The organism is Rummeliibacillus sp. POC4 (assembly GCF_003576525.1).
Classification (GTDB): Bacteria; Bacillota; Bacilli; order Bacillales_A; family Planococcaceae; genus Rummeliibacillus.
In genome coordinates this window covers 74,820-98,153 of the sequence record NZ_QWUA01000008.1, presented here as the reverse complement: position 1 = coordinate 98,153, position 23,334 = coordinate 74,820, and the positions used below count along the sequence as shown (strand labels likewise).

The window sequence follows — 23,334 nt, the reverse complement described above, 5'->3', positions numbered from 1 at the left end:
AATTTTCAATCAACTGTTTATATTGTTCTGTATATAAGATTAAATTCAATTTATAACTACCTCCTAAAATACGCATCTACTAATTCTTTTGACTAAATACAACTTTACCAGCTACGACAGTCTTTACTACTTTTGCTTCTAGCATCTCTTCTGATGTTCCTTTAAATAAATCTCGATCAAAAATTGAAAAATCTGCAACGTAACCTGGTTTTATAAGCCCACGTTCATGTTCCTTACAAATTGCTTCTGCGCTACCTACTGTGTACATTCGAACAGCTTCATAACGTGTCAATTTTTGTTCTGGTAAATAACCCTCTCCCTCTGTATATGGCTTTTTACGCTCTACTGCTGCATAAATGGTAAGTAACGGATTAATGTCTTCAATCGGTGCATCTGTTCCAGCAGCGCACATAATTCCGCCATTCAATAATGTTTTCCAAGAGTAAACATAGTTTAGGCGTTCTTCCCCTAAACGATCTATAATCCAAGGAAAATCAGATGTAACGAATGCCGGTTGAGCATCTATCACTATAGGTAACTTAGCAATTCTTTCTATTAAATCTCCACGTAATAAGGAAGCATGGATTAGACGATCTCTTTTTCCTTTTGGTGCAGGGTATTTTTCGATGACATTTAGTATTTGTTCCGCCCCTGCATCACCAATCATATGTACAGCAATTGCCTCACCATATTTCCGCGCCATTTTTACTAGCTCATCTAGTTCTTGATTTGTATGAATAAGTAGTCCCTTAGTTTCTGGATTATCCGTATACGGTTTGGAAAGTGCTGCTGTAAAACCACCTAAAGATCCATCCGTAAAGATTTTCATTGCACCCGGTTCGATAAAAGGTTCATCAAATTCAACGTTCGCCGCCATCATTTCTTTAAACACAGCATTATGTCGCAGCAGATTTACTCTAAAATGATGTTTTTCACCAATGACACGACGAAAAGCAGTTAGTGGATTGATAAAATCCCCAAAATAATGCATATCCTCCGTATGACCACCTGTTAAGCCAAGGGACAACATTTGGTTGACCGCAAGATTGAGTTCATCTGATAACATATCAATATATGCTTCACCTTCTCTTGGAATAGCGGAAGTAACAAGATCACCCGCGGTATCATATAACAAACCATTTAGTTTGCCCTCCGTATCCCTTCCAATCTCTCCGCCTAATGGTGATTGGCTTTTTTCATATATCCCACCTGCTTCAAGTGCCTGAGTATTGCATAGGATCACATGATGACAAACTCTTTTCAAAAGAATCGGTTCTTTACGAATTGAATCTAGTTCATCCTTTGTTGGGATACGTTTAATTGCAAAACTATTTTCATTCCACCCATCGGCAAATAACCATTTGTCACTAGGTGTATTTTTTGATGTCTCTTTCACCATCTCAAGCATTTCTTCAGCAGAGGTGGCTTTTGATAAATCCAACCAGACCATCTTTTCACCTTGAAAAATCATATGGAGATGACTATCTACAAAGCCTGGATACATTGTTGCACCCTTTAAATCGATTTGTTCATCTGAATGATTAACCAAATCCTTGAATAATCCAACAGCTATAATTTTATCCTCTTCTACTAAAACAGCTTCAACTGTTTCCTCTTCTTTTTCCATCGTATAAATTGTTCCACCATACCAAAGTTGTTTCATATTATAAATGCTCCATTCTTAAAATTCTCTGATCTTATTTAGAAGTTATTTCGACAAAAGCGTTATTTTGTCCTTCATATGAAGCATTCTTCTTTTTCATCTATAAATTAACCTGCAGTAAGCCCCCTCAATACAAAATAAAAATGCCCTAAAAGATATTTATACCTTTTAAGACATTTTCGTCCCGCCATCATGCCCGAAATAGAGGTGTTTAAAATTTTAGCTATATAGTAACCAAGTATAGCAATTATTTGAATTGTCAATTACCTTTTTACATAAAAAAACATCACTCAAATAAAAATAATTAGAGTGATGTTTTTAGCTTGCTATTCTCCGCGTAATGCATCGATCTTTTCTGGCATAAATTTTTCTGAACGGAACATTTCGATTTCATAAGCATATGGAGCTTTTTTATTTTTTGAATCAGTACCAACCCATGGAGTTTCAAGAATCTTAGGGATTCCTGTGAAAGCTTCATGATGTGCGATACGATTAAGTGCATCAAAGCCAATATGACCAAAACCGATGTTCTCATGACGGTCTTTCGCAGCACCACATACATTTTTACTATCATTGATATGTAGTACTTTGATGCGATCTACACCAATGACTTTGTCGAAATTGTCTAGGACACCATCAAAATCATTTATAATGTCGTAGCCTGCATCATGCGTATGGCATGTGTCATAACATACAGAGAGGCGCTCATTATTAGTAACGCCATCAATGATTTTTGCTAGTTCTTCAAAAGTACGGCCACATTCTGAACCTTTACCTGCCATTGTTTCTAATGCAATTTGTACAGGATAATCTGTTGAAAGAACTTCATTTAAACCTTCGATGATTTTTGCTATACCTACATCAGCACCTGCGCCAACATGAGCACCTGGGTGCAATACAATTTGTGTAGCACCAATTGCGGCTGTTCGTTCAATTTCTTTTTGTAAAAATTCAACACCAAGAGCAAAAACTTCTGGCTTTGTCGTATTTGCAATATTGATAATATAAGGTGCATGAACAACGATATTCGACAGACCGTGTTCTTTCATATGTGCTAAACCGGCTTCGATATTTAAATCTTCAATCGGTTTTCTGCGCGTATTTTGCGGTGCACCTGTATAAATCATGAAAGTAGATGCTCCATATGAAGCAGCTTCTTCGCTAGATGCGAGTAGCATTTTTTTGCCACTCATTGATACATGTGAACCAATTAACATAGAAATGTCCTCCTTTTAGCGTTGGCGGCGACGTTTTTTACGTTCTTTCTTCTTAATCTCTTCCATTTCCCAACGCATATTGCGTTTATAACCAGGTTTTACCTTTTTAGGTTTACGTACTTTAGATTTTGCAATACGATCGATTTCATCTGATTTTTTCTCACGTTTTTCACGTGCATGACGGGTTTTCATTTCAATAATCTCGCCATTTTTAATGTCTTTTGCTTGGAATGGAATACCCATATTTTCTACTCGAGCAATAGCATCTTCATCAGATGGTTCAAAAATTGTAATAGCTAGTCCTTTGTTACCTGCACGGGCTGTACGTCCAACACGATGGATAAAGAATTCTAAATCTGTTGGTAATTCGTAATTGATGACATGACTAACACCTGGAATATCAATACCACGAGCAGCTAAATCTGTTGCAACGATATATTGGAATTCAAGATCGCGGATTTGTTTCATCATCTTTTTACGGTCGCGAGGAGTAAGGTCTCCATGAATACGCCCTACACGATAGCCGTTATTTGAAAGAAAATCAGCAACATGTTCAGCTTGTTTACGTGTATTAGTAAAGATAATCGCCAAATACGGATTAATCGCACCCATTACCTCTAATAGCTTGCTGTTCTTCGATTTACTACGTGTCGGAATAAGGTAGAAATCTAAATTTTCTGCTACAGGTTTTTTGTCATCCATTTGAACATAGATTGGCGATGCCATATATTTTTTCAAAAATGGTTGTAAACTTTCTGGAACTGTTGCTGAGAAAACATACATTTCTAGGTTATCTGGCATTTGTGATGCAAAAATATCAATGTCTTCGATAAAGCCCAAATCAAAGGCAAGGTCCGCTTCATCAATCACAAGAATTGAAGCAGTATGAACTAACAACGCTTTTTCGTTCACTAAATCACGAATTCTTCCTGGTGTACCTACAACAATTTGTGGTTGCGTTTTTAGCTTGTCAATTGATCGTTGTTTATCAGTACCACCGATAAATAATTTTGCTTGAATATCAGTCTCATCAATAAGTTTGTGAAGTTCTACATTTATTTGAGTAGCTAATTCACGAGTTGGAGCTGCAATTACAGCTTGTACTTCTTGTTTATCTTGACGGATACGTTCTACTATGGGGATTAAAAAGCTGTGCGTCTTCCCTGTTCCTGTATGCGCTTGTCCGATTGCACTTTTACCTTTTAAGATAAGTGGAATCATTTCTTTTTGAATCGGGGTTGGCTCTGTAAAGCCTAATTTTTGGATAGCATTTCTTAAAAATGGTTGGAAATTATAATCTGTATATTTGGACATTAAATTGTCACTCCTAACTTTCTATAAATATTGTAACATGATTCGCATTCATTAGACCATCTGCATATCATATCTATTAATAAAGCATTAGTCAATTCTCTTGTTGATTTTTCCTATGTGCTTTTTATTGTCTTATTTTACAAGTAAACAAATTCATAATTCACGTTTGAGTGAACTTTGATTTTACTTTGAAAAATTGAAAGGAGATTCTTATGGTTTACCGATCCTTTAACCCTTATGGTAACCCAATTCAGGGAGGGTTTAATCCATATGGAATGCAACAAATGATGAGGCCAATGCCTTTTCCACCTCCTGGTCCAGGCAACTTTAATGGACCTGCACAAGCTTTCGCAAGAGGAGCCGGTAATTTTATAGGTGCACCAGGTTTTGGTGGCCCTGGTCCAGGTGGTCCTGCTCCTGCTGGTCCAATTCGGAATTTTACAGGTGGCGCAGCTAGAGCTGTAAATTCTATAGGTAATTTTGCTGGCGGCACCGCTAGAACAGCGAATACTGTAGGTAATTTTGCCGATGGTGCTGCTAGAATGGCAAATTCTTTAAGTAGTTTTGCTGGTGGTGGAGCAAGAGCTGCAAATACTGCTGGAAATATTGCCGGGGCTGCCGGAGCTGCTGGAGCCGCGGAAGCTGCTGGGGCTGCTGCAAATGTAGCTGAAGGTGCAAGTTCCCTTGGAGGATTCGCAAAATTAGAACAATACTTAAATACAGCCGATCAATTGTTTAATACTGCTCAAAAATTTACGCCTATGGTTAAACAGATTTCACCGATGTTCCAAAACCTACCTGCTTTATACAGACTTTATAAAGGGTTCCAAGGACTTCCTAATGCAAATAGCCCTACCACCGCAACTGATCCACAAAATAATAACCTTGCGCAAGAAAGAAGACCAATGAGATTTAGATTTGGTAGAAATAGTTCACAACCTGAGCCTGCACAACCAGAAGTTCAAGCATACACACCACCAAGAACACGCCCATCAACCCCAAGAATATTCCAACCACCCTTTAATGGGTAAAGTGATACTTCCTTCAGAGGGGTTCTTTCCCCCTCTGAAGGTTAGTTGAACCAATCGGGCTTTTTACGGGCAGTTCCATCATCTCTCCTTTTGAGGTGATGGAACTGCATATTGCTGAAGAATAGATTATTTTGTATTCAAATCAGGACTCCGGTATAATATACATAGCGAGCGTTGAAAGGAGTTCGAAGCATGCAAGTCATTAAAATCACACCACGAGGATACTGTTATGGCGTTGTCGATGCAATGGTGATCGCACGTAATGCAGCCTTAGATAAAACATTACCAAGACCTATTTATATACTCGGTATGATTGTTCACAACAAGCACGTTACCGATGCATTCGAACAGGATGGAATTATTACTTTAGATGGTCCAAATCGTCTTGAAATTTTGAAACAAGTTGATAAAGGAACCGTTATTTATACTGCACATGGTGTCTCACCTGAAGTACGAGAATTAGCAAGAAAAAAAGGATTAGTTGCAATTGATGCAACATGCCCTGATGTTACAGTCACACATGATTTGATAGAAGAAAAATCTGCTGAAGGCTATGATATTATTTATATCGGTAAAAAAGGACACCCAGAGCCAGAAGGTGCTATCGGTGTATCACCTAACCATGTACATCTTGTGCAAAACTTGGAGGATATTGACCAACTAAATCTTACTCGTGATAAAATCCTTGTGACAAACCAAACAACCATGAGTCAATGGGATGTAGCAGATTTAATGGACCGATTGAAAGAAAAATATCCAAATATCGAAATTCATAAAGAAATTTGTCTAGCTACACAAGTTCGTCAAGAAGCAGTTGCAAAACAAGCAGGTGAAGCTGATCTATTATTAGTTGTTGGTGATCCTAGAAGTAATAACTCTAATCGTTTAACACAAGTTTCTGAAGAAATTGCTCATACAAATTCTTATCGTATTGCAGATTTATCAGAACTTAAATTAGAGTGGCTTGAAGGTATCGAAAAAGTTGGAGTTACGGCTGGTGCTTCCACACCTACTCCAATTGTTAAAGAAGTGATTAGATTCTTAGAAAAATATGATCCCAATGACCCTTCTACTCATTCTTTAGCGAGAACCGTAACATTAGATAAAATTTTACCTAAGATTAAACAACCTTCACCAGTTGAAAAAATCATGCCGTATAACCTATCTGAAAAATAATAATGGCTAGTGTTAGTAAGAGCGTCTTACTGTCTTTATAGACAGATTAGACGCTCTTTTCTATTCTTGTTCAGTTATTATATATCTCATTTATATAAATTGGAAAGGTTCTGTCGATATTTTTGAAGGAATAAAAGTACAGTCGACTTTATGCTGTTCGCAAAGAAGTGTCATTTTTTTCGCAACTCCTGCTTTCATAACACTCTCAACATGATGACCAGGATCAACAATATGTAATCCCATACTTTCCGCATCTTGTGCAACATGGAAATACATATCTCCAGTCACAAAAACGTCCGCTCCTGCACGTTTAGCTGCATAGATATACTTATTCCCGTCGCCACCTAAGACAGCAATCTTACGTACTTGTGCTGACAAATCCCCCACAACTCGTACAGCAGGAACATTTAAAGTATTCTTTACATGTTCAGCAAATTGATGAAGTGTCATTGGATTTATCGTTCCAATTCTGCCTAATCCCATTTCATTTGCAGGTGTTTCTAAGGCAAATAAATCATAAGCAGGTTCTTCGTAAGGATGATGATTGAACATTGCACGCAAGGCTTTGTTTTTATTTGATTCTGACACAACAACTTCTATTTTCACTTCTGGTTCTGTGTGCAATTTTCCAACTTCGCCAGTGAAAGGAGTGGCTCCATCTAAGGCTCTAAATCTACCTTCACCAGAAATTGTATAGCTACAAGAATCATAATCCCCTATACGCCCTGCACCAGCACCTGCTAATGCTTGTCGTAATGGTTCTGCATGATTTTCTGGAACAAATACAGCAAGCTTATACATCTTTTCAGTAAATGTTGGTACTAACACTTCACAATTCTGTAATTGTAATGCTTCTGCTAATAAATCATTCACTCCGCCTTCAGCAACATCTAAATTTGTATGTGCTGCATATACTGCGATGTCATTTTTAATACATTTTTCTAATAATTGACCTTTTGGATTATCAGTTCGTAGATTTGCTAATTTCCGGAAGATTGGTGGATGGTGAGCAATTATTAATTGGCATTGATTGGCGATGGCTTCATCAACTACATTTTCGTTAACATCTAATGTAACTAACACTTTGGATACAGGTTTGTTTAAAGTACCAATGGCTAGTCCAATTGGGTCGCCTTCCATTGCCGCAATTTTTTTCGGAGACCATGATTCAAAAATTTGAATAATTTCTTGACCATTCGTTTTTTTCATCATCGCAAAACCTCCTCTACCATTCGAATTCGTTGCTGTAATTCTTTCTTTTTAGCTAAAATTTCTTTGGTTTGCTCTGCTTTTTCAAGAGCTTTTAAAACATTTTGCCATTGTTCGATTTCATGATTCCATTTTTCTTTAAAGACTTCATTTTGTTGTTGCATTAGTACTGGTCCTAATAGTAAGGCTTCATTTGTTAAAGTTTCTTTACCTGGTTCAAGTACTAATACTTCATAAATCTTGTCATCTTCTTTTAAGATTTCCTCGTTTATAATCTTCCAATTATTTTTAGAGGCCCATTCACGGATTGCAATTGCATGTATATTTGGTTGAAGAATTAGTCTCTTCACTCCTGCTAATCGACCTACTTCTTTTTCCAAAATAGATGCTATTAGCGGACCACCCATACCTGCAATAGTAATGACTGTTACACAGTCTTCTGGATATATAGCTTTAAGCCCATCAGCTAGACGTACTGTAATTTGTGATTGTAAGCCTTCTGATTGTACTTCATGACATGCTGATTCATATGGTCCCTTCACTACTTCTCCTGCTATTGCACCTTTTGCAATCTTATTTAAAACTAAATAGCAAGGTAAGTATGCGTGATCACTACCAATATCAGCTACAATTGAATTTTCCGGCACAAAAGAGGCAACTTTTTCGAGGCGCTTTGATAATTTTTGAGCATTCATTTTTAAACCCTCCTCCCTTGTCTTATTGTATCGAAATTCGTCATATATTGTATAGATAAGTCTTATTTCGAATTAGATTTAAGTAAAAAACCCTTATCCCAAGTAGGATAAGGGTTTGGAAAATATATAGGAATTAATTATTTTAATTCAGAAATATATTTAGCCATAGCATCAAGTTCTGCACCTGAAACTAAACCAGCAGGCATACCGCTGCCTTTACCGTTAGTAAGAATATCTTTTACTTCAGCTTCTTTTAAACCTGTACCATGTAAGTTTGGACCTACTTGGCCTTTAAGGTCTCCACCGTGACAAGATATACATTTTTCTTTAGCGATTGCTTCGGGATCAACATCACCAGATGCCGATTCTTTATCACCAGCTGCTTGTTCAGTTTTTGCTTTGTCTCCGCCTTTAGCGATATCGGCTTTATTTCCTGCTCCTTCTACAGACAAGAAGAAGATTAAACCTAAACCGAACGCCATGATTAAGATATACGGAATAATAGGATTCTTTTTCATAAATTTACCCTCCCTTATAAGTTCAATCTATTTCTATAAATAGAATCAGTCAACACTTTATATTGTACTTCATAACTGATGAAACGAAAAGGCTTTCTGTACAAGTTTTCGTTTGTTTGTGACAAATTTGACACAATAGTCATATTAACAACCAATTTGTCTTGCAATAACCATTCTTTGTACTTCAGAGGTTCCTTCACCAATTTCTAACAGCTTTGCATCTCTTAAATACCTTTCGACTTCAAATTCCTTCATATACCCATATCCGCCATGAATTTGTATAGCTTCTCTTGCGATTTCCATCGCTATTTCTGTTGCATATAATTTAGCCATTGCTGCCTCTTTTGTAAATGCTTTTTGTTGATCTTTTAACCAAGCTGCTTTATAAACCATATTTCGTGCTAATTCGATTTTTAAAGCCATATCTGCGAGCTTAAATTGTGTTACTTGGAATGTACTAATCGCTTGTCCAAACTGCTTTCTTTCCTTTGCATAATTTAGTGCTTTTGTATAGGCTGCCTGAGCAATTCCTACAGCCATTGCTGCAATCCCTATCCTTCCTCCATCTAATGTAACGAGAAATTGTTTAAACCCTTCTCCTTCAACACCCAATAAATACTCTTTTGGAACTTGCACATCCTGTAATATAAGTTCTGTCGTATTTGACGAATTTAACCCCATTTTTTCATATGGCTCAGAGATAGTAAATCCATTAGAATCTGTTGGTACAATAATGGAACTTATTTGTTTTTTACCTTTTTTGATACCAGTAACAGCAGTTAAAGCTAAATGATTTGCGTAACTTGCATTTGTGATAAACATTTTACTTCCGTTTATCGTATAAACACCATCATCAAGTTTTGCAGTTGTTTCAGTTCCACCAGCATCGGAACCTGCATTAGGCTCTGTTAAACCAAATGCCCCCAACGATTCACCTGTGCAAATTGGTGTTAGGAATTTTTCTTTTTGTTCTTTTGTTCCAAATAAATGGAGTGGAGCACCTCCTAAGGAAATATGAGCAGAATACGTTATTCCAGTGGATGCACACGCTTTACTAAGCTCTTCTGTTACGATTGCAAAACTAATGGTATCAGAACCTGCCCCACCATAAGTTTCTTCAAAAGGCAGTCCCATTATTCCCATTTCGCCTAATTGTTTAAAAATTTCTTTTGGAAACTCTTTCGTACGGTCTCTTTCTATTGCTCCTGGCGCTACTACTTCTTCCGCAAACTCTCTTATCATTTTCTGTAACATTTTTTGTTCATCGGTTAGTTCAAAGTTCATCTACTATCACTCCTCATCGAATTTTACAAAACACTTTATATAAAATCATATTTTTTAAGACTAAAAAAAAGAAGCTATTTTTAAAATAGCTTCATACTTAATTGATTGAGTTGTGAATTCCAAATCTCTAAAGTAATCGTTTTGATATCAATTTATTTAAACAACATATAAAAAATGACGATGATTAATCCAATAATACCTGAGATTTTAAAATAGATTAAGTTTAATAATCTACCAGTTAACAACCATAAAATACAATTCCCAAGTAGAACACCATAAAGAAGTGAAGGGTGTCCACCAAAATAGAGGTTTACGATTTTGATAGAGACTCCAAAAATTAGTAGAGCTATTGTAGCGTATGTTAAGGTTTTTCTCACTGTTTTATTGGGCTTGAATTTAAAAAGAAATACTAACAGACCAACTATTATGCTCACACTTAAAATAATTGGAATAAGAACGAATGGGGCTTTCAAGACAAATAATGCAACGAAAATTAGGATAATAGCTATGGAAGCTAAAATCGTTTTCAAATTATTTTTTGAATAATTTTCTGCCAGTAAAGAATTGGCCGCATTGATTCTTATTTTAGTCGTATTATTTTCTTCTACTTCTTGACCTTCTGAATATAAAGTTGTTAAAAAATCGCAATAATGTTCAGGTAATAATTTATTTTTCTTCCAGAATGAGATTTCGTTTAGGATTACTTCTTTCTTTTGACTGTTCATGTAATTGCCCCCAGCTATTGAAACCATTTTCATCCCCAATTTTACCTTAATTCAACGAAAAAAGGCACCCTTTTAAAGGGTGCCTTTTTGACTATTCTAGAAAATCTTTTAGACGTTTACTTCTTGAAGGATGGCGCAATTTTCTTAGTGCTTTTGCTTCTATTTGTCGAATACGTTCTCTTGTAACACCAAAGACTTTACCTACTTCTTCAAGTGTACGAGTACGGCCATCATCTAAACCAAAGCGTAAACGTAGTACATTTTCTTCTCGGTCAGTTAATGTATCTAATACATCTTCTAATTGTTCTTTTAAAAGCTCATATGCAGCATGTTCAGAAGGTGATTGAGCTTCTGAATCCTCTATGAAATCACCTAAATGTGAATCATCTTCTTCACCAATTGGTGTTTCCAATGAAACTGGTTCTTGAGCGATTTTAAGAATTTCGCGAACTTTTTCTGGTGTAAGATCCATTTCTTCACCGATTTCTTCAGGTGTTGGTTCACGTCCTAAGTCTTGAAGTAATTGACGTTGAACTCGGATCAACTTGTTAATGGTTTCAACCATATGCACGGGAATACGAATTGTACGTGCTTGGTCAGCTATCGCACGAGTAATTGCTTGACGAATCCACCAAGTTGCATATGTTGAGAATTTGAATCCTTTTCGATAATCGAATTTTTCAACTGCTTTAATAAGCCCCATATTTCCTTCTTGAATAAGGTCAAGGAAAAGCATGCCACGTCCTACATATCGTTTTGCAATACTTACAACAAGTCGTAAGTTTGCTTCTGCTAATCGTTTACGTGCTTCATCATCACCTTGTTCGATACGTTCAGCAAGTGCGATTTCTTCTTCTGCACTTAGTAAGTCAACCCGACCAATTTCTTTCAAATACATACGAACTGGGTCATTTATCTTAACGCCTGGTGGAACACTTAAATCATTCAAGTCAAACGTTTCTTCATGGTCCTTACCTTTAAGTAGTCGATCTAAGTTTTCTTCATCACCATCTTTACCACCTAATTCAATACCATTAGATTCAAGTTTTTCGATGAATTCTTCAACTTGATCGGCTTCCATTTCATATGTTTGCAATTTATCTGCAATTTCTGCATATGTTAATTCGCCATTTTTCTTACCAATAGCCAATAAGAATTTTTTTGTTTCTTCTAAAGTATGCTCATGTTCTACTTCTTTTACTTTTTTATCATCGGTTGAACGTTTAGACTTGTCCGCCACAGGTGTTTCCTCCTTCTAACCATCACTATCCCATTACACTTTTGATAGTGAATTCTTTAAATCAATAACTTCTTTTAAAAGCTGCATTGCACTATTCAAATCGTGCATCTTTTCTGCTTCTTGAATAGCATGTTTTTTATCTTGTATAATTTGCTTAATCCTGAACTTTCTTATTTGTTTTAAACAATCAGAAATTTCTTCCTCAGCATGATCAGGATCTCTCTCTACAAGTGCAGCTTCCATTATGATTTTACGTAGCTCTCTATCACCAATGACTTCAGCAAAACGCTGGTAATCTGCTTTTTGATGTTCTTCATAAAAACCAATTAGGTGAATATAGATTGCCATATAATCTTCCCGTACAAAGGGATTTTCATCCTCTTCTTGGCGAATTCGATCGACAACGTCAATGTTGTGTAACATATGTGCTAAGAGTAGTCTTTCTGCACGGTCAGTCGCTGTGATTTTATCTTTTTGAAGAGTAATTTGTTCAGTTATTGGTTGCACTTGTTGCTCAAATCGTTTAGAATTCTTTGCAAGCTGTGCTTCCTTTTGACGTAATTGCATTTGTAATGTTTCTTCGGAAATATTCGTATCCATTGAAATCTGTTTAATATATAATTCTTTTTCAATAGGTGAAATTCCTTCAACTAAAAAGCCTAAAGCCTCATCCACATATTGCAATATGTCATTTTGATATTGAAAATTCTTGTTGCGCCTTGAATACATCAACATAAATGCAACATAACTTTGAGGTTCACTGATTACTTTTTCTTTAAAAGCTTCTGGACCAAATTGCTGTATATATTCATCTGGGTCTAAACCTGTAGGAAGTACTGCAACTTCAATATTTAATCTTTCGGAATGTAACATTTCCGCAGCTTTTCTTGCAGCTTCCCAACCAGCTTTGTCACCATCGTAGCAAACAATTATATGATCGGTCAGACGTTTCAACTTATTCATATGTTGCATCGTTAAGGCAGTTCCCATAGACGCAACACCATTAAAAACATCTGCTCTTTTTGCCGAGAGCACATCCATAAAACCTTCAAATAACACAACTTTACGTTCTTTTCGTATGATTGGTCTTGCTTGATCCAAGTTATATAATACTTGCCCCTTATGAAAAATAGGCGATTCGGGACTATTTAAATACTTGGCATCTTCTCCACCACTATCAAGAATACGACCAGAGAACGCAATAATTTTACCTTGCTCATCACGAATTGGAAACATGACACGGCCTCTGAAACGGTCGAAGTAACCAGAACCGTCCTCTCGTTTAATAATTAATCCGCTCTGTTCCATTTCATCTAAGTCAAAGCCTTTTCGCGTTAAAAGTTGAGTTAAAGAATCCCAATGGGGTAAGGAATAGCCTATCCCATTTATTTCGATTTCTTCTTTGGTAAAACCTCTTTGTTGCAAATACTCAAGCCCTTTTTCGCCTTCTTCAGTATTTAAAAGTAAGTGCTGATAATAATCTGCTGCAAAAGAATGGGCATCTTTCATACGTCCTTCTTCTGGAGAAATAGGATGGGTATGAATATTAGGTGATGATGAAACATCGACATGAATGCCGACACGTTCACCAAGCTTAGCCGTAGCCTCTTGGAAGGATATATTATCAATGTCCATTAAAAATGTAATGGCACTTCCTCCAGCACCGCAACCAAAGCAATGGAAAATTTGCTTATCTGTGGATACAGAAAAAGAAGGGGTTTGTTCGCCATGAAAAGGACATAAGCCGAAATAATTCCTTCCTCTTTTTGTCAACTGGACATATTCACCAATTACATCCACAATATCTGTTTTTGAACGTATTTGTTCAATAATCTCTTCAGGTATTTTTTGCGCCATTCCATCACCATCTTTTTTCGCTCATAACTGAATTCGAGATAATTATCAAAAAGTCCTTCATTTTTCGACAAAAAATTTTAAATTTAAGTTAGTATGGGCTAAATACTTGTAATTATTTTTACCACAATTTTTTATTATAAAACATTACACCTGAAAATTCTATTTCTTTTTTAACATTTTTATACCGAAACATAAAAAAACCCCCTAGAAAGGAGGATTACATAGTTAGTTTATTGTTTAGATAATTGAATACGATGAATAATATCATTAGCTGTTTCTTCAACAGCTTTATTGGTCACATCAATTACCTGACAACCGATTCGATCAACTACTTTTTTAAAATGCAAAATTTCTTCGTTTATCCGTTCCAGTTTTGCATAATTCGCTCCATCATTTAATCCCAAAGCTAGTAAACGTTCTTTTCGTATGCTATTCAATTTTTCTGGAGAAATTACAAGACCAAAGCATTTTGCTGGATCCACTAAAAACAATTCCTCTGGCGGCTCTACCTCAGGAACTAAAGGGACATTAGCTACTTTGAATCGTTTGTGTGCTAAAAATTGTGATAATGGGGTTTTGGAAGTTCGTGAAACGCCTATTAAAACAATATCTGCCTTTAGTAAGCCTCTTGGATCACGTCCATCATCGTATTTTACTGCAAACTCGATAGCCTCGATTTTTTGGAAATAATCATCATCTAATTTTCGAACCAATCCAGGTTCTTCTAATGGTTCTACTTGTAAGGTATCTCCTAAGATGCCTAAAATAGGTCCCATTAAATCTACACATGGAATATTATGCTCTTGGCAAATTCCACTTAAAAATAAGCGCATTGTTTCCTTTACTAAAGTGTAAACAATCATAGCATTCTGCTCTACTGCTAGATGAACAATCTCTGTTAGCTGTTCTTTACTCTCTATATGGGGAAAACGTTGAATTTTAGTATCCTGCATTCCTGGTCTAAATTGACTAATAGCTGCCTTTGTAACTAAATCACCAGTTTCTCCAACAGAGTCTGAAATGATAAAAACAGTTAAATTATTCATGGAAGCATCACCTCACAAATCATGATTTTCAGCAAGCGATAAGAACGCTCGTGTAATATTTGTTTTTGTCAAACGACCTATGACCTCTAAGCCATCTGGATGTTCGATAACGACAGGTAATGCATCTATTTGCCTTTCAATAAGCTTATGTGCTGCCTGTATTAAACCATCCGATTTAAAACAGTATGCAATATTTGGCATCCTCGTCATGATAATATGTACGGGAATATGATTTAAATCCTGACTTCCTATACTTGTTCGAAGTAAATCCTTTCTTGAAAGCACACCTGTCAAATATGAGTTGTGGTCTACTACAAATAATGTGCCCACATCTTCTAAGAACATTTGGCAAATGGCATCATATACAGAAACATCCTCAGAAACTACCACTGGAATCGATTGAAAGTCCTTCACCTTCATATTCGTCATGCTATCGATAACAGCTTGGTTTGTCTTTTTACCAGAGTAAAAATAACCGACACGCGGTCTAGCATCCAAAAAACCTGCCATTGTTAATATGGCTAAATCCGGTCTAAGTGTCGCCCTAGTCAGAGAAAGACGCTCAGCTATTTGTTCCCCGGTAATGGGACCATTTCCTTTGACAATTTCTAAGATCTCTTCCTGACGTTTGTTGAGTTCTATTGGACTCACCGCCTCAAAAAATGTTATACTCAATACTCAATTATTATATACTATTTTTGAATTTATTGCGAAGAAAAGAATCACATGATACAATAAGCATCAATACAAATAAGCAATGAACGGTCTAATAAGTATGATTTCATCTTATAAAGCGAGTAGAGATGGTGAAAGTCTACACGAAATCAGAAAAAGGCAACCGGGAGCTGAATTTTTGAAAGAGGGTTACTATTATTTAGTAACCAATCGGGGTGGAACCGCGGGTCTATATGCACTCGTCCCCGGGTACAAAATTGTGCCCGGAGACGGGTGCTTTAATATTTGGAGGGATTTTCTAATGGCAAAAACAATGGAAAGCATCGTAAGCTTAGCCAAACATCGTGGCTTTGTCTTCCCTGGTTCTGATATCTACGGAGGCTTAGCAAATACATGGGATTACGGCCCACTCGGTGTTGAATTGAAAAACAACGTAAAAAAAGCATGGTGGCAAAAATTCGTTCAAGAGTCACAATACAATGTTGGTCTTGATGCAGCTATTTTGATGAACCCAAAAACTTGGGTTGCTTCTGGTCATGTTGGTAACTTTAACGACCCTATGATTGACTGTAAACAATGTAAAGCTCGTCATCGTGCCGACAAACTAATTGAAGAAGCAGCGCTTGAAAAAGGCGAAGAAATCATCGTCGATGGCATGCCTTTTGATAAAATGGCTGATGTTATGAAAGAATATGACGTGCATTGTCCAGATTGTGGCGCTCAAGATTTCACTGAAATCCGTCAGTTCAATTTAATGTTCAAAACATTCCAAGGTGTTACAGAAGATTCAACAAACGAAATTTTCCTTCGTCCAGAAACTGCACAAGGTATTTTCGTTAACTTCAAAAATGTTCAACGCTCTATGCGTAAACGTACACCATTTGGTATTGCACAAATCGGTAAATCATTCCGTAACGAAATTACACCAGGTAACTTCACTTTCCGTACTCGTGAATTTGAACAAATGGAACTTGAATTCTTCTGTAAGCCAGGAACTGAACTTGAATGGCATGCATACTGGAAAGAATTCTGCAAAAACTTCTTATTAAACTTGAACATGAACGAAGAATCTATGCGTCTTCGTGACCATGAAGAAGAAGAACTTTCTCATTATTCAAATGCAACAACAGATATTGAATTTAAATTCCCATTTGGTTGGGGCGAATTATGGGGTGTTGCATCTCGTACAGATTTCGATTTAAAACGACATATGGAACACTCTGGTGAAGATTTCACTTATATTGATCCAATTTCAAACGAACGTTATGTACCATATTGTATCGAACCATCACTTGGTGCCGATCGTGTGACACTAGCATTCTTATGTGATGCATATGATGAGGAAGAATTAGAAGGTGGCGATACTCGTACAGTACTTCACCTACACCCTGCTCTAGCACCATTTAAAGCAGCAGTATTACCTCTATCTAAAAAATTATCTGATAAAGCTACTGAAGTATGGGCTGAATTACGTAAAGCTTTCCCAGTAGATTATGATGAATCACAATCTATTGGTAAACGTTACCGTCGTCAAGATGAAATTGGTACACCATTCTGTATCACTTACGACTTCGATTCAGTTGAAGACGGTCAAGTAACAGTACGTCACCGCGACTCTATGAACCAAGAACGTATGCCTATCGCTGAAGTTAAAGAATATATCGAAAAGCATCTAGCTTTTTAGTATCAATACTCTAACCTAATTTTCGCTATATCTAGATAAATCAAAACCAACATTTAAGATGGCGTTAACCGACAATGGTTGCGCCATCTTTTTTCGCATTCATGTGGAATAATCCTGAAATAGTGAAAAGTTTTCGAACTATATCGACTTACCAATTGAGAAGTGTTATCATAAATGCGTGATTAGATGTGAAAAAAATTTGGAGTGAACAACATGTCATTAAATGAATTGAAACTTGGTGAAAGCGCGATTATCGTCAATTTATCAACATTAAATAAATATATTAAAAGAAGATTATTAGATTTTGGGATTTTAGAAGGCGAAGAAGTCTTGTTAAAAAATCGAATGCCATTTCATGGTCCTTTCATGATTGAACATAACGGTCAAATGTTAGGGATTCGATATAAAGAAGCTATGCAAATCGAGATTGAAAGACAATGGTAAATATAGCGCTAGTAGGGAACCCTAATACAGGAAAAACTTCATTATTCAATTATTTGACTGGCTCTTATGAATACGTCGGAAATTGGAGCGGCGTTACAGTTGAAAAGAAAGTTGGAACATTAAAGGATAAATTAGGTCATCTAATTGACCTACCCGGAATTTATTCATTAAGTCCATTATCAAAAGATGAGAGTGTTGTTTCTAAATTCTTTATCTCAGAGGAATTTAATAGCATTATCAATATCGTAGATGCTTCTCAATTGGAGCGGAATTTAGTCTTAACCATTCAACTTTTGGAATATGGAAAGCCTCTTATCATCGGGCTGAATATGTCTGATGTTGCCAAGCATCGAGGAATTTCTTTGAACGAAGAAAAACTATCTGAAGCCTTACATACACCGGTTGTTTCCATTGTTGCGAGAACTGGTGAAGGTTGTAACAATATGATGAATTATATGACTTCACTTAATACGAAGCCTGTCGAGCAGCTAACATTAAATTATGGAAAAGATATTGAAAATGGCATTGATCAATTATTATCAATTTTGCCACTAGAAGATATTCAACATCTTCCTCATCGATGGCTTGCGTTACAGTTTTTCGAAGGAAATGTAGTCATACGAAATTATTTAGAAACGCTTGTTTCAAAAGAACTGTTGGATAAACTGTACCAACAAACTGAAGCAGAACTAAAGAAAAGTAATCATATTAATAGTATAGCTCAAAGGATTTATCAGATAAGAAAGAATTACATTACAACTATTTTAGAACAATCTGTGAGTCATGAAAAACAACAACAAGTTCATTTGTCTGACAGAATTGATGCAATCGTTACAAATAAATATTTAGGAATGCCTATCTTTTTATTATGTATGTTATTCATGTTTAAACTAACATTCGATTGGCTTGGAACCCCTCTTTCAGATTTATTGGATCAATTTATTTCTGGTAGATTAACAGATTGGATAACTATTCTATTGAATGATCTTGGTACATCTCAGTTTATTCAATCGCTAGTTTTAGATGGTATAGTTGCTGGTGTTGGCGGTGTACTTGTTTTTGTACCACAAATCTTTATCTTATTTTTCTTTATTTCATTTTTGGAAGACTCAGGTTATATGGCACGTGCGGCACTTGTGATGGATAAGTTAATGGAAGCTGTTGGTCTAAACGGAAAGGCTTTTATACCGATGATTATTGGTTTCGGCTGTAATGTGCCTGGTGTAATGGCAGCGAGAACGATTGAACAGCCAAAAGAACGATTAATCACGATTTTGTTGACTCCATTAATGTCTTGTTCAGCAAGATTACCTGTCTACGCATTATTTGTCGGTGCATTTTTTGCTGGTCATCAAACAATTATTGTCTTTTCACTTTATTTGTTAGGGATTACTTTGGCATTACTGATGGCGAAAATCTTTTCAAAGCTTTTACTTAAGAGTGAAACTTCTATTTTTGTAGTGGAATTACCTCCTTATCGAATTCCTCAATCAAAAACATTATTAAGAAGTACTTGGGATAAAGGAAAGGGTTTTATTCGTAAAGCCGGTACATTCATATTCGGAGGTTCTGTTATTATTTGGCTATTATCATATGCTGGTCCAGGTGGATTAGGTGTAGAAATGGATGATAGTTTTCTAGCAGTAATTGGTGGATTATTTGCACCGATACTCGCTCCCCTTGGGTTTGGTACATGGCAAGCTGGAGCATCCCTTTTAACAGGATTTTTGGCAAAAGAGGTAGTTGTTTCAAGCATGAATATTATCTATCATGCTCCAAATATGGATAGTTTACAAGGATTGTTAACACAAGCTTACAATCCATTGTCATCATTTACATTCATTGTTTTCATCTTACTATATGTTCCTTGTCTAGCTACTGTTGGTACGATAAAAAAAGAAACTGGTTCAACAAAGTGGACATATTTTGCAGTCGTTTACGCGTTGATTTTAGCATACATCATTGCGTTGATTATTTACCAAGGTGGTAAACTATTAGGATTTTAAGGAAGGAAGCATCGAGATGATCGCTAATATTATTATAGGTCTACTTATTTTCGGATACGCAGGATGGACTATTTATCGCCATATTCAAAAAAGTAAGGAAGGTAAATGCGGTACATGTGAACTAAAAAGTAATTGCAAAAGCTGCGGCACACCGACTGCTATCAAATCAAATAATAATGACCATATAAGTACATTACACAAATAGGTACGGGGTTATCCGATTTTAGGATAACCTCTTTCTTATGGTGAAATATTAATACATCAATTGAATAGTGACCAACATTATTAGAGATTACCCTCACCTATCAATTTTCAGATGAGGGTATTACTCTTTAATGCAAGAAAAAGTTTTGACGTTTTTCTATCGTCAGTGAATTTCCTCTATTTTTCTTTTACCACAGAAATGCCGAAGCTAGACCGATTCCTACGATTGCCCCAAGAGCGATTCCTACGCCAAATCCTGGTCTATAATATCCGTATCCCGGTCCGTATCCATAACCACCCCAACCCCAGCCTAGGCCATATCCGCCCATTCCACTTTGTGGGTTAATCCATACCATTTTTTGATCTACTCTTGTAATTTGTCCTACATGTACTGTTCCATCATTACATCTAATTCTTACCATTTTCCCATGATATCTATTACATAAATTATACGCATCTGCCGGATTCATGTTCACCCTCCTTCCAAACTTATATTGCATATGAGTATGCATTGTATTATATGGTCAGTGAAATAGAATCTTATGGATAAAGGTCTAAGGAATAAAAATTCATATTCACTTAAATTTTCGAAAGCAATAACATTTTCAAAACATAACATAAATATAAAAGTAAAAGAGGATGAGGTAATTGTCAGTAATTCAAACAAAACAATGGCTTTATGAATTTATAAATAGATGTAAAGAGAAATCGATTCTTGACTATCCTACTATTCAACGTGAAACGCTCTGTGACCCATTAAAAAAGGTATTCCCTAATATTGCTCCTCAATCATTACATCACGAATTATTAAATCATGGATTATTTGATCCTTTTGAATGGTTTAAAATTGAAACAGTAGTTGAGAAAATGGAAGAATTAAATGTTTGGAAAATTGTGCAGAAGGAATATAAAAAATTAAAGAAATTGTGGAACGGACCAAATGTTCCAATATATATTTTTCCTATAAAAGGGATGGGATTCAAAAGAGATTTTCGGAAAAATGGTGTTGCTTATAAAGAAGGTGTCTTTTTATTTTTTTCGAATAGTCTCTCTGAAACGGAAATAAAAGCAATGTTTGCACATGAGTATAACCATGTATGCCGTATTCACCTTAATAATCTATCACTAGATCAAATTCCTTTAAAAGAGTCAATTATTATTGAAGGACTTGGAGAATATGCAATAAAAGATTTATACGGTGAAAAGTTCGTCGGTCCATGGACAAATCTCTATTCATATGAACAGTCTTTAGAAATATGGAAGAGATACTTTTTACCTTCATTGTATTTAAAAGGTTTAAAGAATCATTATCCTTTCTTATATGGTCAAAAAGGTAGTCCGTTACCTAAATGGATTGGATACCATATTGGTTATCAGATTATTAATAGCTATCAAGAAAAAAATGGTCCCTTCAAAAATGATGAGCTTTATCGAAAATCCTCAGATACAATAATTTCTGGTTCGAAATTCCCGAAAGAATAATTTTTTTATACAGGGTTAGTAATAGTCGAATAAATTATAAAAAAACTATGCAAGAGAACATTTAAATGCACGATAACCTACTAGATGATTATTTTTCTCTACAAAATCATTATGTTCATCCCACAGATTATAAAAATGTATCGGTATTTTTTCAGATTCATCGATATCATCAATCTCACTTGGAAGGAGGAATGGAGGCGTTAGGATTTCTTTTACATTTGTAAATCCTGCTTGCCGCAAACACGTGATCCATTCTTCTTCCGTTAAAACTTGATTGACCCCATATAATTCTAAAATTTTTTCTCTTACTTCGTTTGATAATGGTTGCTCGGCAGTCATTTCAATTATGATCATACTACCTTCTCTTTTTAAAACTCTTACTAACTCTTTTAAAGTCTCTGGTATATTTGTAAATGAAATAACCGATTCAGATAGTACAAAATCAAAGGTTTCATCAGCGAATTTCATTTTTTGTACATCACCTAAAACGGTTTTAATATTAAGCCCTTCGTTCACAAATCTTTTTTTGGCTTTCTCCACCATCATTGAATTTATGTCGATTGCTGTTACACTACATCCAAACTTTTTTGTTAAATAAGATGCGGTTTGTCCTGTACCGCAACCAATATCTAGTACACTAAAATGCGGTTCAATTTTTTCTTTTTCAAAAATAGATTGAGTTAGCGCAAAACCACCAGGATGTGCACCACCAATACCGAAATAGGCAAGTAAATCTAAATATTGATTCATCAAATAACCCCTCTACAATAAGATACTGTTATTGTATGCGAATGAGGGAAGCTTCAAAGTGTACGAAAACCTAGAAATATATGAAACTAGTCAATCAATGAAATACCTCTAAAAAATAAAAAATACTCCTCATTAGTTAACAAATAAAATTTGTTTAGACTATGAGGAGTATTTCATTTACCTTATCGATTTAAAGAAATTGATATGGTATGGGGAAATCATTGTAATCCCCCAAAAAGTTCATGCTATTAATCATTTTCAAATACTCTTTTTGAGTATAGTTGAATAATATATAACATTGTGGCGACAATCAGTAATTTTACAGAACTAGGATGGTATTTCGACTTTTACAGTCGTCATAAAGCGCATTGCCCTACTTATTGCAGTAGGTACAACAGATGCATGATTTTCATCTTCTGCTTTATAAAAAGAAATATTGTTCATAAATCTTGGTTGAAGTAATTCGTGCATCTTTTCCGAATCTTCAACCATAAATCCTTCTTCACTCCCAACAGCCACAAATAAGGGAGAAACTTTACAATCTTGATCATTTATAAATGATTGCGCTAAATTTTCTATTTCATATTGGTTCCACCAAATAGATGGACTAAATGCAATGTAACGGTCAAAATAATGCTTATTCATAAACAAAAGCCAGAGTACATAATACCCTGCAAGAGAGTGACCGAATATAATTTCATCACCATGGTTTGGAAATTTTTCATGTATTGCCGGTTTCAATTCTCTCATGAGAAATTGAGTAAATTTTGTTGCTCCTCCATTTTTACGAACCTTTCCCTTTTGCAATAAACGCTGGGGATATATATACACCTTCGCCGGTGCAGTAAAATCATAAAAGCGACGATCTCGCATATCCTCACCATGCTCAATACTTACGACAATTGCCGGACAAACCTTTGTCTTGGGTGAATTTAAACATTGCAATTTAATCGTTTGATTGGCAAATGTAAAATATGAACTACCATCTAAAATATAATAAATAGGCAACTGATCTGAATTTTTTACATTCTCAGGAATATAAATTTGAACAGTATACGTATAATCTGCACACGTAGAATGTATTTTAAAAGTCTCTATACTTGGGGCCATTTAT

At 35.7% G+C, this 23,334-nt stretch carries 22 protein-coding genes; 7 read left to right on the top strand and 15 right to left on the bottom strand.

Annotated elements, in window-relative coordinates; all coding sequences use genetic code 11:
* Window positions 1–79: 79 nt before the first annotated feature.
* The 3 genes from D1606_RS04690 to D1606_RS04680 form a co-directional block, all read right to left on the bottom strand.
* The gene (locus D1606_RS04690; RefSeq protein WP_119414856.1) at window positions 80–1,663 is read right to left on the bottom strand and encodes an amidohydrolase; all 1,584 of its coding nucleotides are present in this window, start codon (window positions 1,661–1,663) and stop codon (window positions 80–82) included.
* A 326-nt stretch (window positions 1,664–1,989) separates the two neighbouring features.
* Window positions 1,990–2,880 carry a deoxyribonuclease IV gene (locus D1606_RS04685; protein ID WP_119414855.1) on the bottom strand — a complete coding sequence of 297 codons (891 nt, stop codon included), beginning with the start codon at window positions 2,878–2,880 and terminating at the stop codon, window positions 1,990–1,992.
* A 15-nt stretch (window positions 2,881–2,895) separates the two neighbouring features.
* The gene (locus D1606_RS04680; RefSeq protein ID WP_119414854.1) at window positions 2,896–4,194 is read right to left on the bottom strand and encodes a DEAD/DEAH box helicase; all 1,299 of its coding nucleotides are present in this window, start codon (window positions 4,192–4,194) and stop codon (window positions 2,896–2,898) included.
* Window positions 4,195–4,406: 212 nt separating this feature from the next.
* Between D1606_RS04680 and vrrA the strand changes: the two genes are divergently transcribed.
* Window positions 4,407–5,225: a VrrA/YqfQ family protein gene (gene vrrA / locus D1606_RS19030; protein WP_233548019.1), complete on the top strand. Its 819-nt coding sequence runs from the start codon at window positions 4,407–4,409 to the stop codon at window positions 5,223–5,225.
* A 192-nt stretch (window positions 5,226–5,417) separates the two neighbouring features.
* Window positions 5,418–6,401, top strand: a complete 984-nt coding sequence (locus tag D1606_RS04670) for a 4-hydroxy-3-methylbut-2-enyl diphosphate reductase (RefSeq protein ID WP_119414853.1) — start codon at window positions 5,418–5,420, stop codon at window positions 6,399–6,401.
* A 90-nt stretch (window positions 6,402–6,491) separates the two neighbouring features.
* Here D1606_RS04670 and D1606_RS04665 read toward each other — a convergent pair whose 3' ends face one another.
* From D1606_RS04665 to ccpN, 9 genes are all read right to left on the bottom strand, one after another.
* A complete protein-coding gene (locus tag D1606_RS04665) occupies window positions 6,492–7,610 on the bottom strand; it encodes a Nif3-like dinuclear metal center hexameric protein (protein WP_119414861.1) in 1,119 nt (372 codons plus the stop codon).
* Window positions 7,610–8,305 carry a tRNA (adenine(22)-N(1))-methyltransferase gene (locus tag D1606_RS04660; protein ID WP_119414852.1) on the bottom strand — a complete coding sequence of 232 codons (696 nt, stop codon included), beginning with the start codon at window positions 8,303–8,305 and terminating at the stop codon, window positions 7,610–7,612. The genes D1606_RS04665 and D1606_RS04660 overlap by 1 nt, the downstream gene beginning before the upstream one ends.
* A 137-nt stretch (window positions 8,306–8,442) precedes the next feature.
* Window positions 8,443–8,823, bottom strand: a complete 381-nt coding sequence (gene cccA, locus D1606_RS04655; protein WP_119414851.1) for a cytochrome c550 — start codon at window positions 8,821–8,823, stop codon at window positions 8,443–8,445.
* 144 nt (window positions 8,824–8,967) lie between these two features.
* Window positions 8,968–10,107 (bottom strand): acyl-CoA dehydrogenase family protein, encoded by a 1,140-nt coding sequence (locus tag D1606_RS04650; RefSeq protein ID WP_119414850.1) that lies wholly within the window; start codon window positions 10,105–10,107, stop codon window positions 8,968–8,970.
* Window positions 10,108–10,259: 152 nt separating this feature from the next.
* Window positions 10,260–10,832, bottom strand: a complete 573-nt coding sequence (locus D1606_RS04645; protein ID WP_119414849.1) for a hypothetical protein — start codon at window positions 10,830–10,832, stop codon at window positions 10,260–10,262.
* A 91-nt stretch (window positions 10,833–10,923) separates the two neighbouring features.
* A complete protein-coding gene (rpoD, locus tag D1606_RS04640) occupies window positions 10,924–12,072 on the bottom strand; it encodes an RNA polymerase sigma factor RpoD (RefSeq protein WP_119414848.1) in 1,149 nt (382 codons plus the stop codon).
* 33 nt (window positions 12,073–12,105) lie between these two features.
* Window positions 12,106–13,929 (bottom strand): DNA primase, encoded by a 1,824-nt coding sequence (dnaG, locus tag D1606_RS04635; RefSeq protein ID WP_119414847.1) that lies wholly within the window; start codon window positions 13,927–13,929, stop codon window positions 12,106–12,108.
* Between the two features lie 230 nt (window positions 13,930–14,159).
* A complete protein-coding gene (locus D1606_RS04630) occupies window positions 14,160–14,975 on the bottom strand; it encodes a pyruvate, water dikinase regulatory protein (RefSeq protein WP_119414846.1) in 816 nt (271 codons plus the stop codon).
* Between the two features lie 12 nt (window positions 14,976–14,987).
* A complete protein-coding gene (ccpN, locus tag D1606_RS04625) occupies window positions 14,988–15,626 on the bottom strand; it encodes a transcriptional regulator CcpN (RefSeq protein WP_119414845.1) in 639 nt (212 codons plus the stop codon).
* Window positions 15,627–15,951: 325 nt separating this feature from the next.
* Between ccpN and D1606_RS04620 the strand changes: the two genes are divergently transcribed.
* The 4 genes from D1606_RS04620 to D1606_RS04605 all read left to right on the top strand — a co-directional run bounded on the left by D1606_RS04620 (window position 15,952) and on the right by D1606_RS04605 (window position 19,989).
* The gene (locus D1606_RS04620; RefSeq protein ID WP_119414844.1) at window positions 15,952–17,334 is read left to right on the top strand and encodes a glycine--tRNA ligase; all 1,383 of its coding nucleotides are present in this window, start codon (window positions 15,952–15,954) and stop codon (window positions 17,332–17,334) included.
* A 213-nt stretch (window positions 17,335–17,547) separates the two neighbouring features.
* A complete protein-coding gene (locus D1606_RS04615) occupies window positions 17,548–17,778 on the top strand; it encodes a FeoA family protein (RefSeq protein WP_119414843.1) in 231 nt (76 codons plus the stop codon).
* Entirely contained in the window at window positions 17,772–19,784 is a 2,013-nt protein-coding gene (gene feoB / locus D1606_RS04610; RefSeq protein WP_119414842.1) for a ferrous iron transport protein B, read from the top strand. The genes D1606_RS04615 and feoB overlap by 7 nt, the downstream gene beginning before the upstream one ends.
* Before the next feature lie 16 nt (window positions 19,785–19,800).
* On the top strand, window positions 19,801–19,989 hold the full coding sequence (locus D1606_RS04605) for a FeoB-associated Cys-rich membrane protein (protein ID WP_119414841.1): 189 nt from the start codon (window positions 19,801–19,803) through the stop codon (window positions 19,987–19,989).
* A 187-nt stretch (window positions 19,990–20,176) separates the two neighbouring features.
* On the opposite strand, the gene D1606_RS04600 is transcribed toward D1606_RS04605, so the two are convergent.
* Window positions 20,177–20,458 (bottom strand): hypothetical protein, encoded by a 282-nt coding sequence (locus D1606_RS04600; RefSeq protein WP_119414840.1) that lies wholly within the window; start codon window positions 20,456–20,458, stop codon window positions 20,177–20,179.
* A gap of 178 nt (window positions 20,459–20,636) precedes the next feature.
* On the opposite strand from D1606_RS04600, the gene D1606_RS04595 reads away from it, so the two are divergent.
* On the top strand, window positions 20,637–21,470 hold the full coding sequence (locus D1606_RS04595) for a DUF2268 domain-containing putative Zn-dependent protease (protein WP_119414839.1): 834 nt from the start codon (window positions 20,637–20,639) through the stop codon (window positions 21,468–21,470).
* 45 nt (window positions 21,471–21,515) lie between these two features.
* Here the strand turns inward: D1606_RS04595 and D1606_RS04590 are convergent, their stop codons facing one another.
* Together D1606_RS04590 and D1606_RS04585 are read right to left on the bottom strand one after the other, a co-directional pair.
* Complete coding sequence (locus D1606_RS04590; protein WP_233548018.1) at window positions 21,516–22,220, bottom strand: class I SAM-dependent methyltransferase; 705 nt, start codon at window positions 22,218–22,220, stop codon at window positions 21,516–21,518.
* A 327-nt stretch (window positions 22,221–22,547) separates the two neighbouring features.
* A complete protein-coding gene (locus tag D1606_RS04585) occupies window positions 22,548–23,330 on the bottom strand; it encodes an alpha/beta hydrolase (protein ID WP_119414837.1) in 783 nt (260 codons plus the stop codon).
* Between the last annotated feature and the right edge of the window lie 4 nt (window positions 23,331–23,334).

What these genes read in the sequence shown, in the direction of transcription:
- D1606_RS04690 (WP_119414856.1), bottom strand. Translation starts at nt 1,663, where the DNA reads ATGAAACAACTTTGGTATGGTGGAACAATTTATACGATGGAAAAAGAA.
- D1606_RS04685 (WP_119414855.1), bottom strand. Translation starts at nt 2,880, where the DNA reads ATGTTAATTGGTTCACATGTATCAATGAGTGGCAAAAAAATGCTACTC.
- D1606_RS04680 (WP_119414854.1), bottom strand. Translation starts at nt 4,194, where the DNA reads ATGTCCAAATATACAGATTATAATTTCCAACCATTTTTAAGAAATGCT.
- vrrA (WP_233548019.1), top strand. Translation starts at nt 4,407, where the DNA reads ATGGTTTACCGATCCTTTAACCCTTATGGTAACCCAATTCAGGGAGGG.
- D1606_RS04670 (WP_119414853.1), top strand. Translation starts at nt 5,418, where the DNA reads ATGCAAGTCATTAAAATCACACCACGAGGATACTGTTATGGCGTTGTC.
- D1606_RS04665 (WP_119414861.1), bottom strand. Translation starts at nt 7,610, where the DNA reads ATGAAAAAAACGAATGGTCAAGAAATTATTCAAATTTTTGAATCATGG.
- D1606_RS04660 (WP_119414852.1), bottom strand. Translation starts at nt 8,305, where the DNA reads ATGAATGCTCAAAAATTATCAAAGCGCCTCGAAAAAGTTGCCTCTTTT.
- cccA (WP_119414851.1), bottom strand. Translation starts at nt 8,823, where the DNA reads ATGAAAAAGAATCCTATTATTCCGTATATCTTAATCATGGCGTTCGGT.
- D1606_RS04650 (WP_119414850.1), bottom strand. Translation starts at nt 10,107, where the DNA reads ATGAACTTTGAACTAACCGATGAACAAAAAATGTTACAGAAAATGATA.
- D1606_RS04645 (WP_119414849.1), bottom strand. Translation starts at nt 10,832, where the DNA reads ATGAACAGTCAAAAGAAAGAAGTAATCCTAAACGAAATCTCATTCTGG.
- dnaG (WP_119414847.1), bottom strand. Translation starts at nt 13,929, where the DNA reads ATGGCGCAAAAAATACCTGAAGAGATTATTGAACAAATACGTTCAAAA.
- D1606_RS04630 (WP_119414846.1), bottom strand. Translation starts at nt 14,975, where the DNA reads ATGAATAATTTAACTGTTTTTATCATTTCAGACTCTGTTGGAGAAACT.
- D1606_RS04620 (WP_119414844.1), top strand. Translation starts at nt 15,952, where the DNA reads ATGGCAAAAACAATGGAAAGCATCGTAAGCTTAGCCAAACATCGTGGC.
- D1606_RS04615 (WP_119414843.1), top strand. Translation starts at nt 17,548, where the DNA reads ATGTCATTAAATGAATTGAAACTTGGTGAAAGCGCGATTATCGTCAAT.
- feoB (WP_119414842.1), top strand. Translation starts at nt 17,772, where the DNA reads ATGGTAAATATAGCGCTAGTAGGGAACCCTAATACAGGAAAAACTTCA.
- D1606_RS04605 (WP_119414841.1), top strand. Translation starts at nt 19,801, where the DNA reads ATGATCGCTAATATTATTATAGGTCTACTTATTTTCGGATACGCAGGA.
- D1606_RS04600 (WP_119414840.1), bottom strand. Translation starts at nt 20,458, where the DNA reads ATGAATCCGGCAGATGCGTATAATTTATGTAATAGATATCATGGGAAA.
- D1606_RS04590 (WP_233548018.1), bottom strand. Translation starts at nt 22,220, where the DNA reads ATGAATCAATATTTAGATTTACTTGCCTATTTCGGTATTGGTGGTGCA.
- D1606_RS04585 (WP_119414837.1), bottom strand. Translation starts at nt 23,330, where the DNA reads ATGGCCCCAAGTATAGAGACTTTTAAAATACATTCTACGTGTGCAGAT.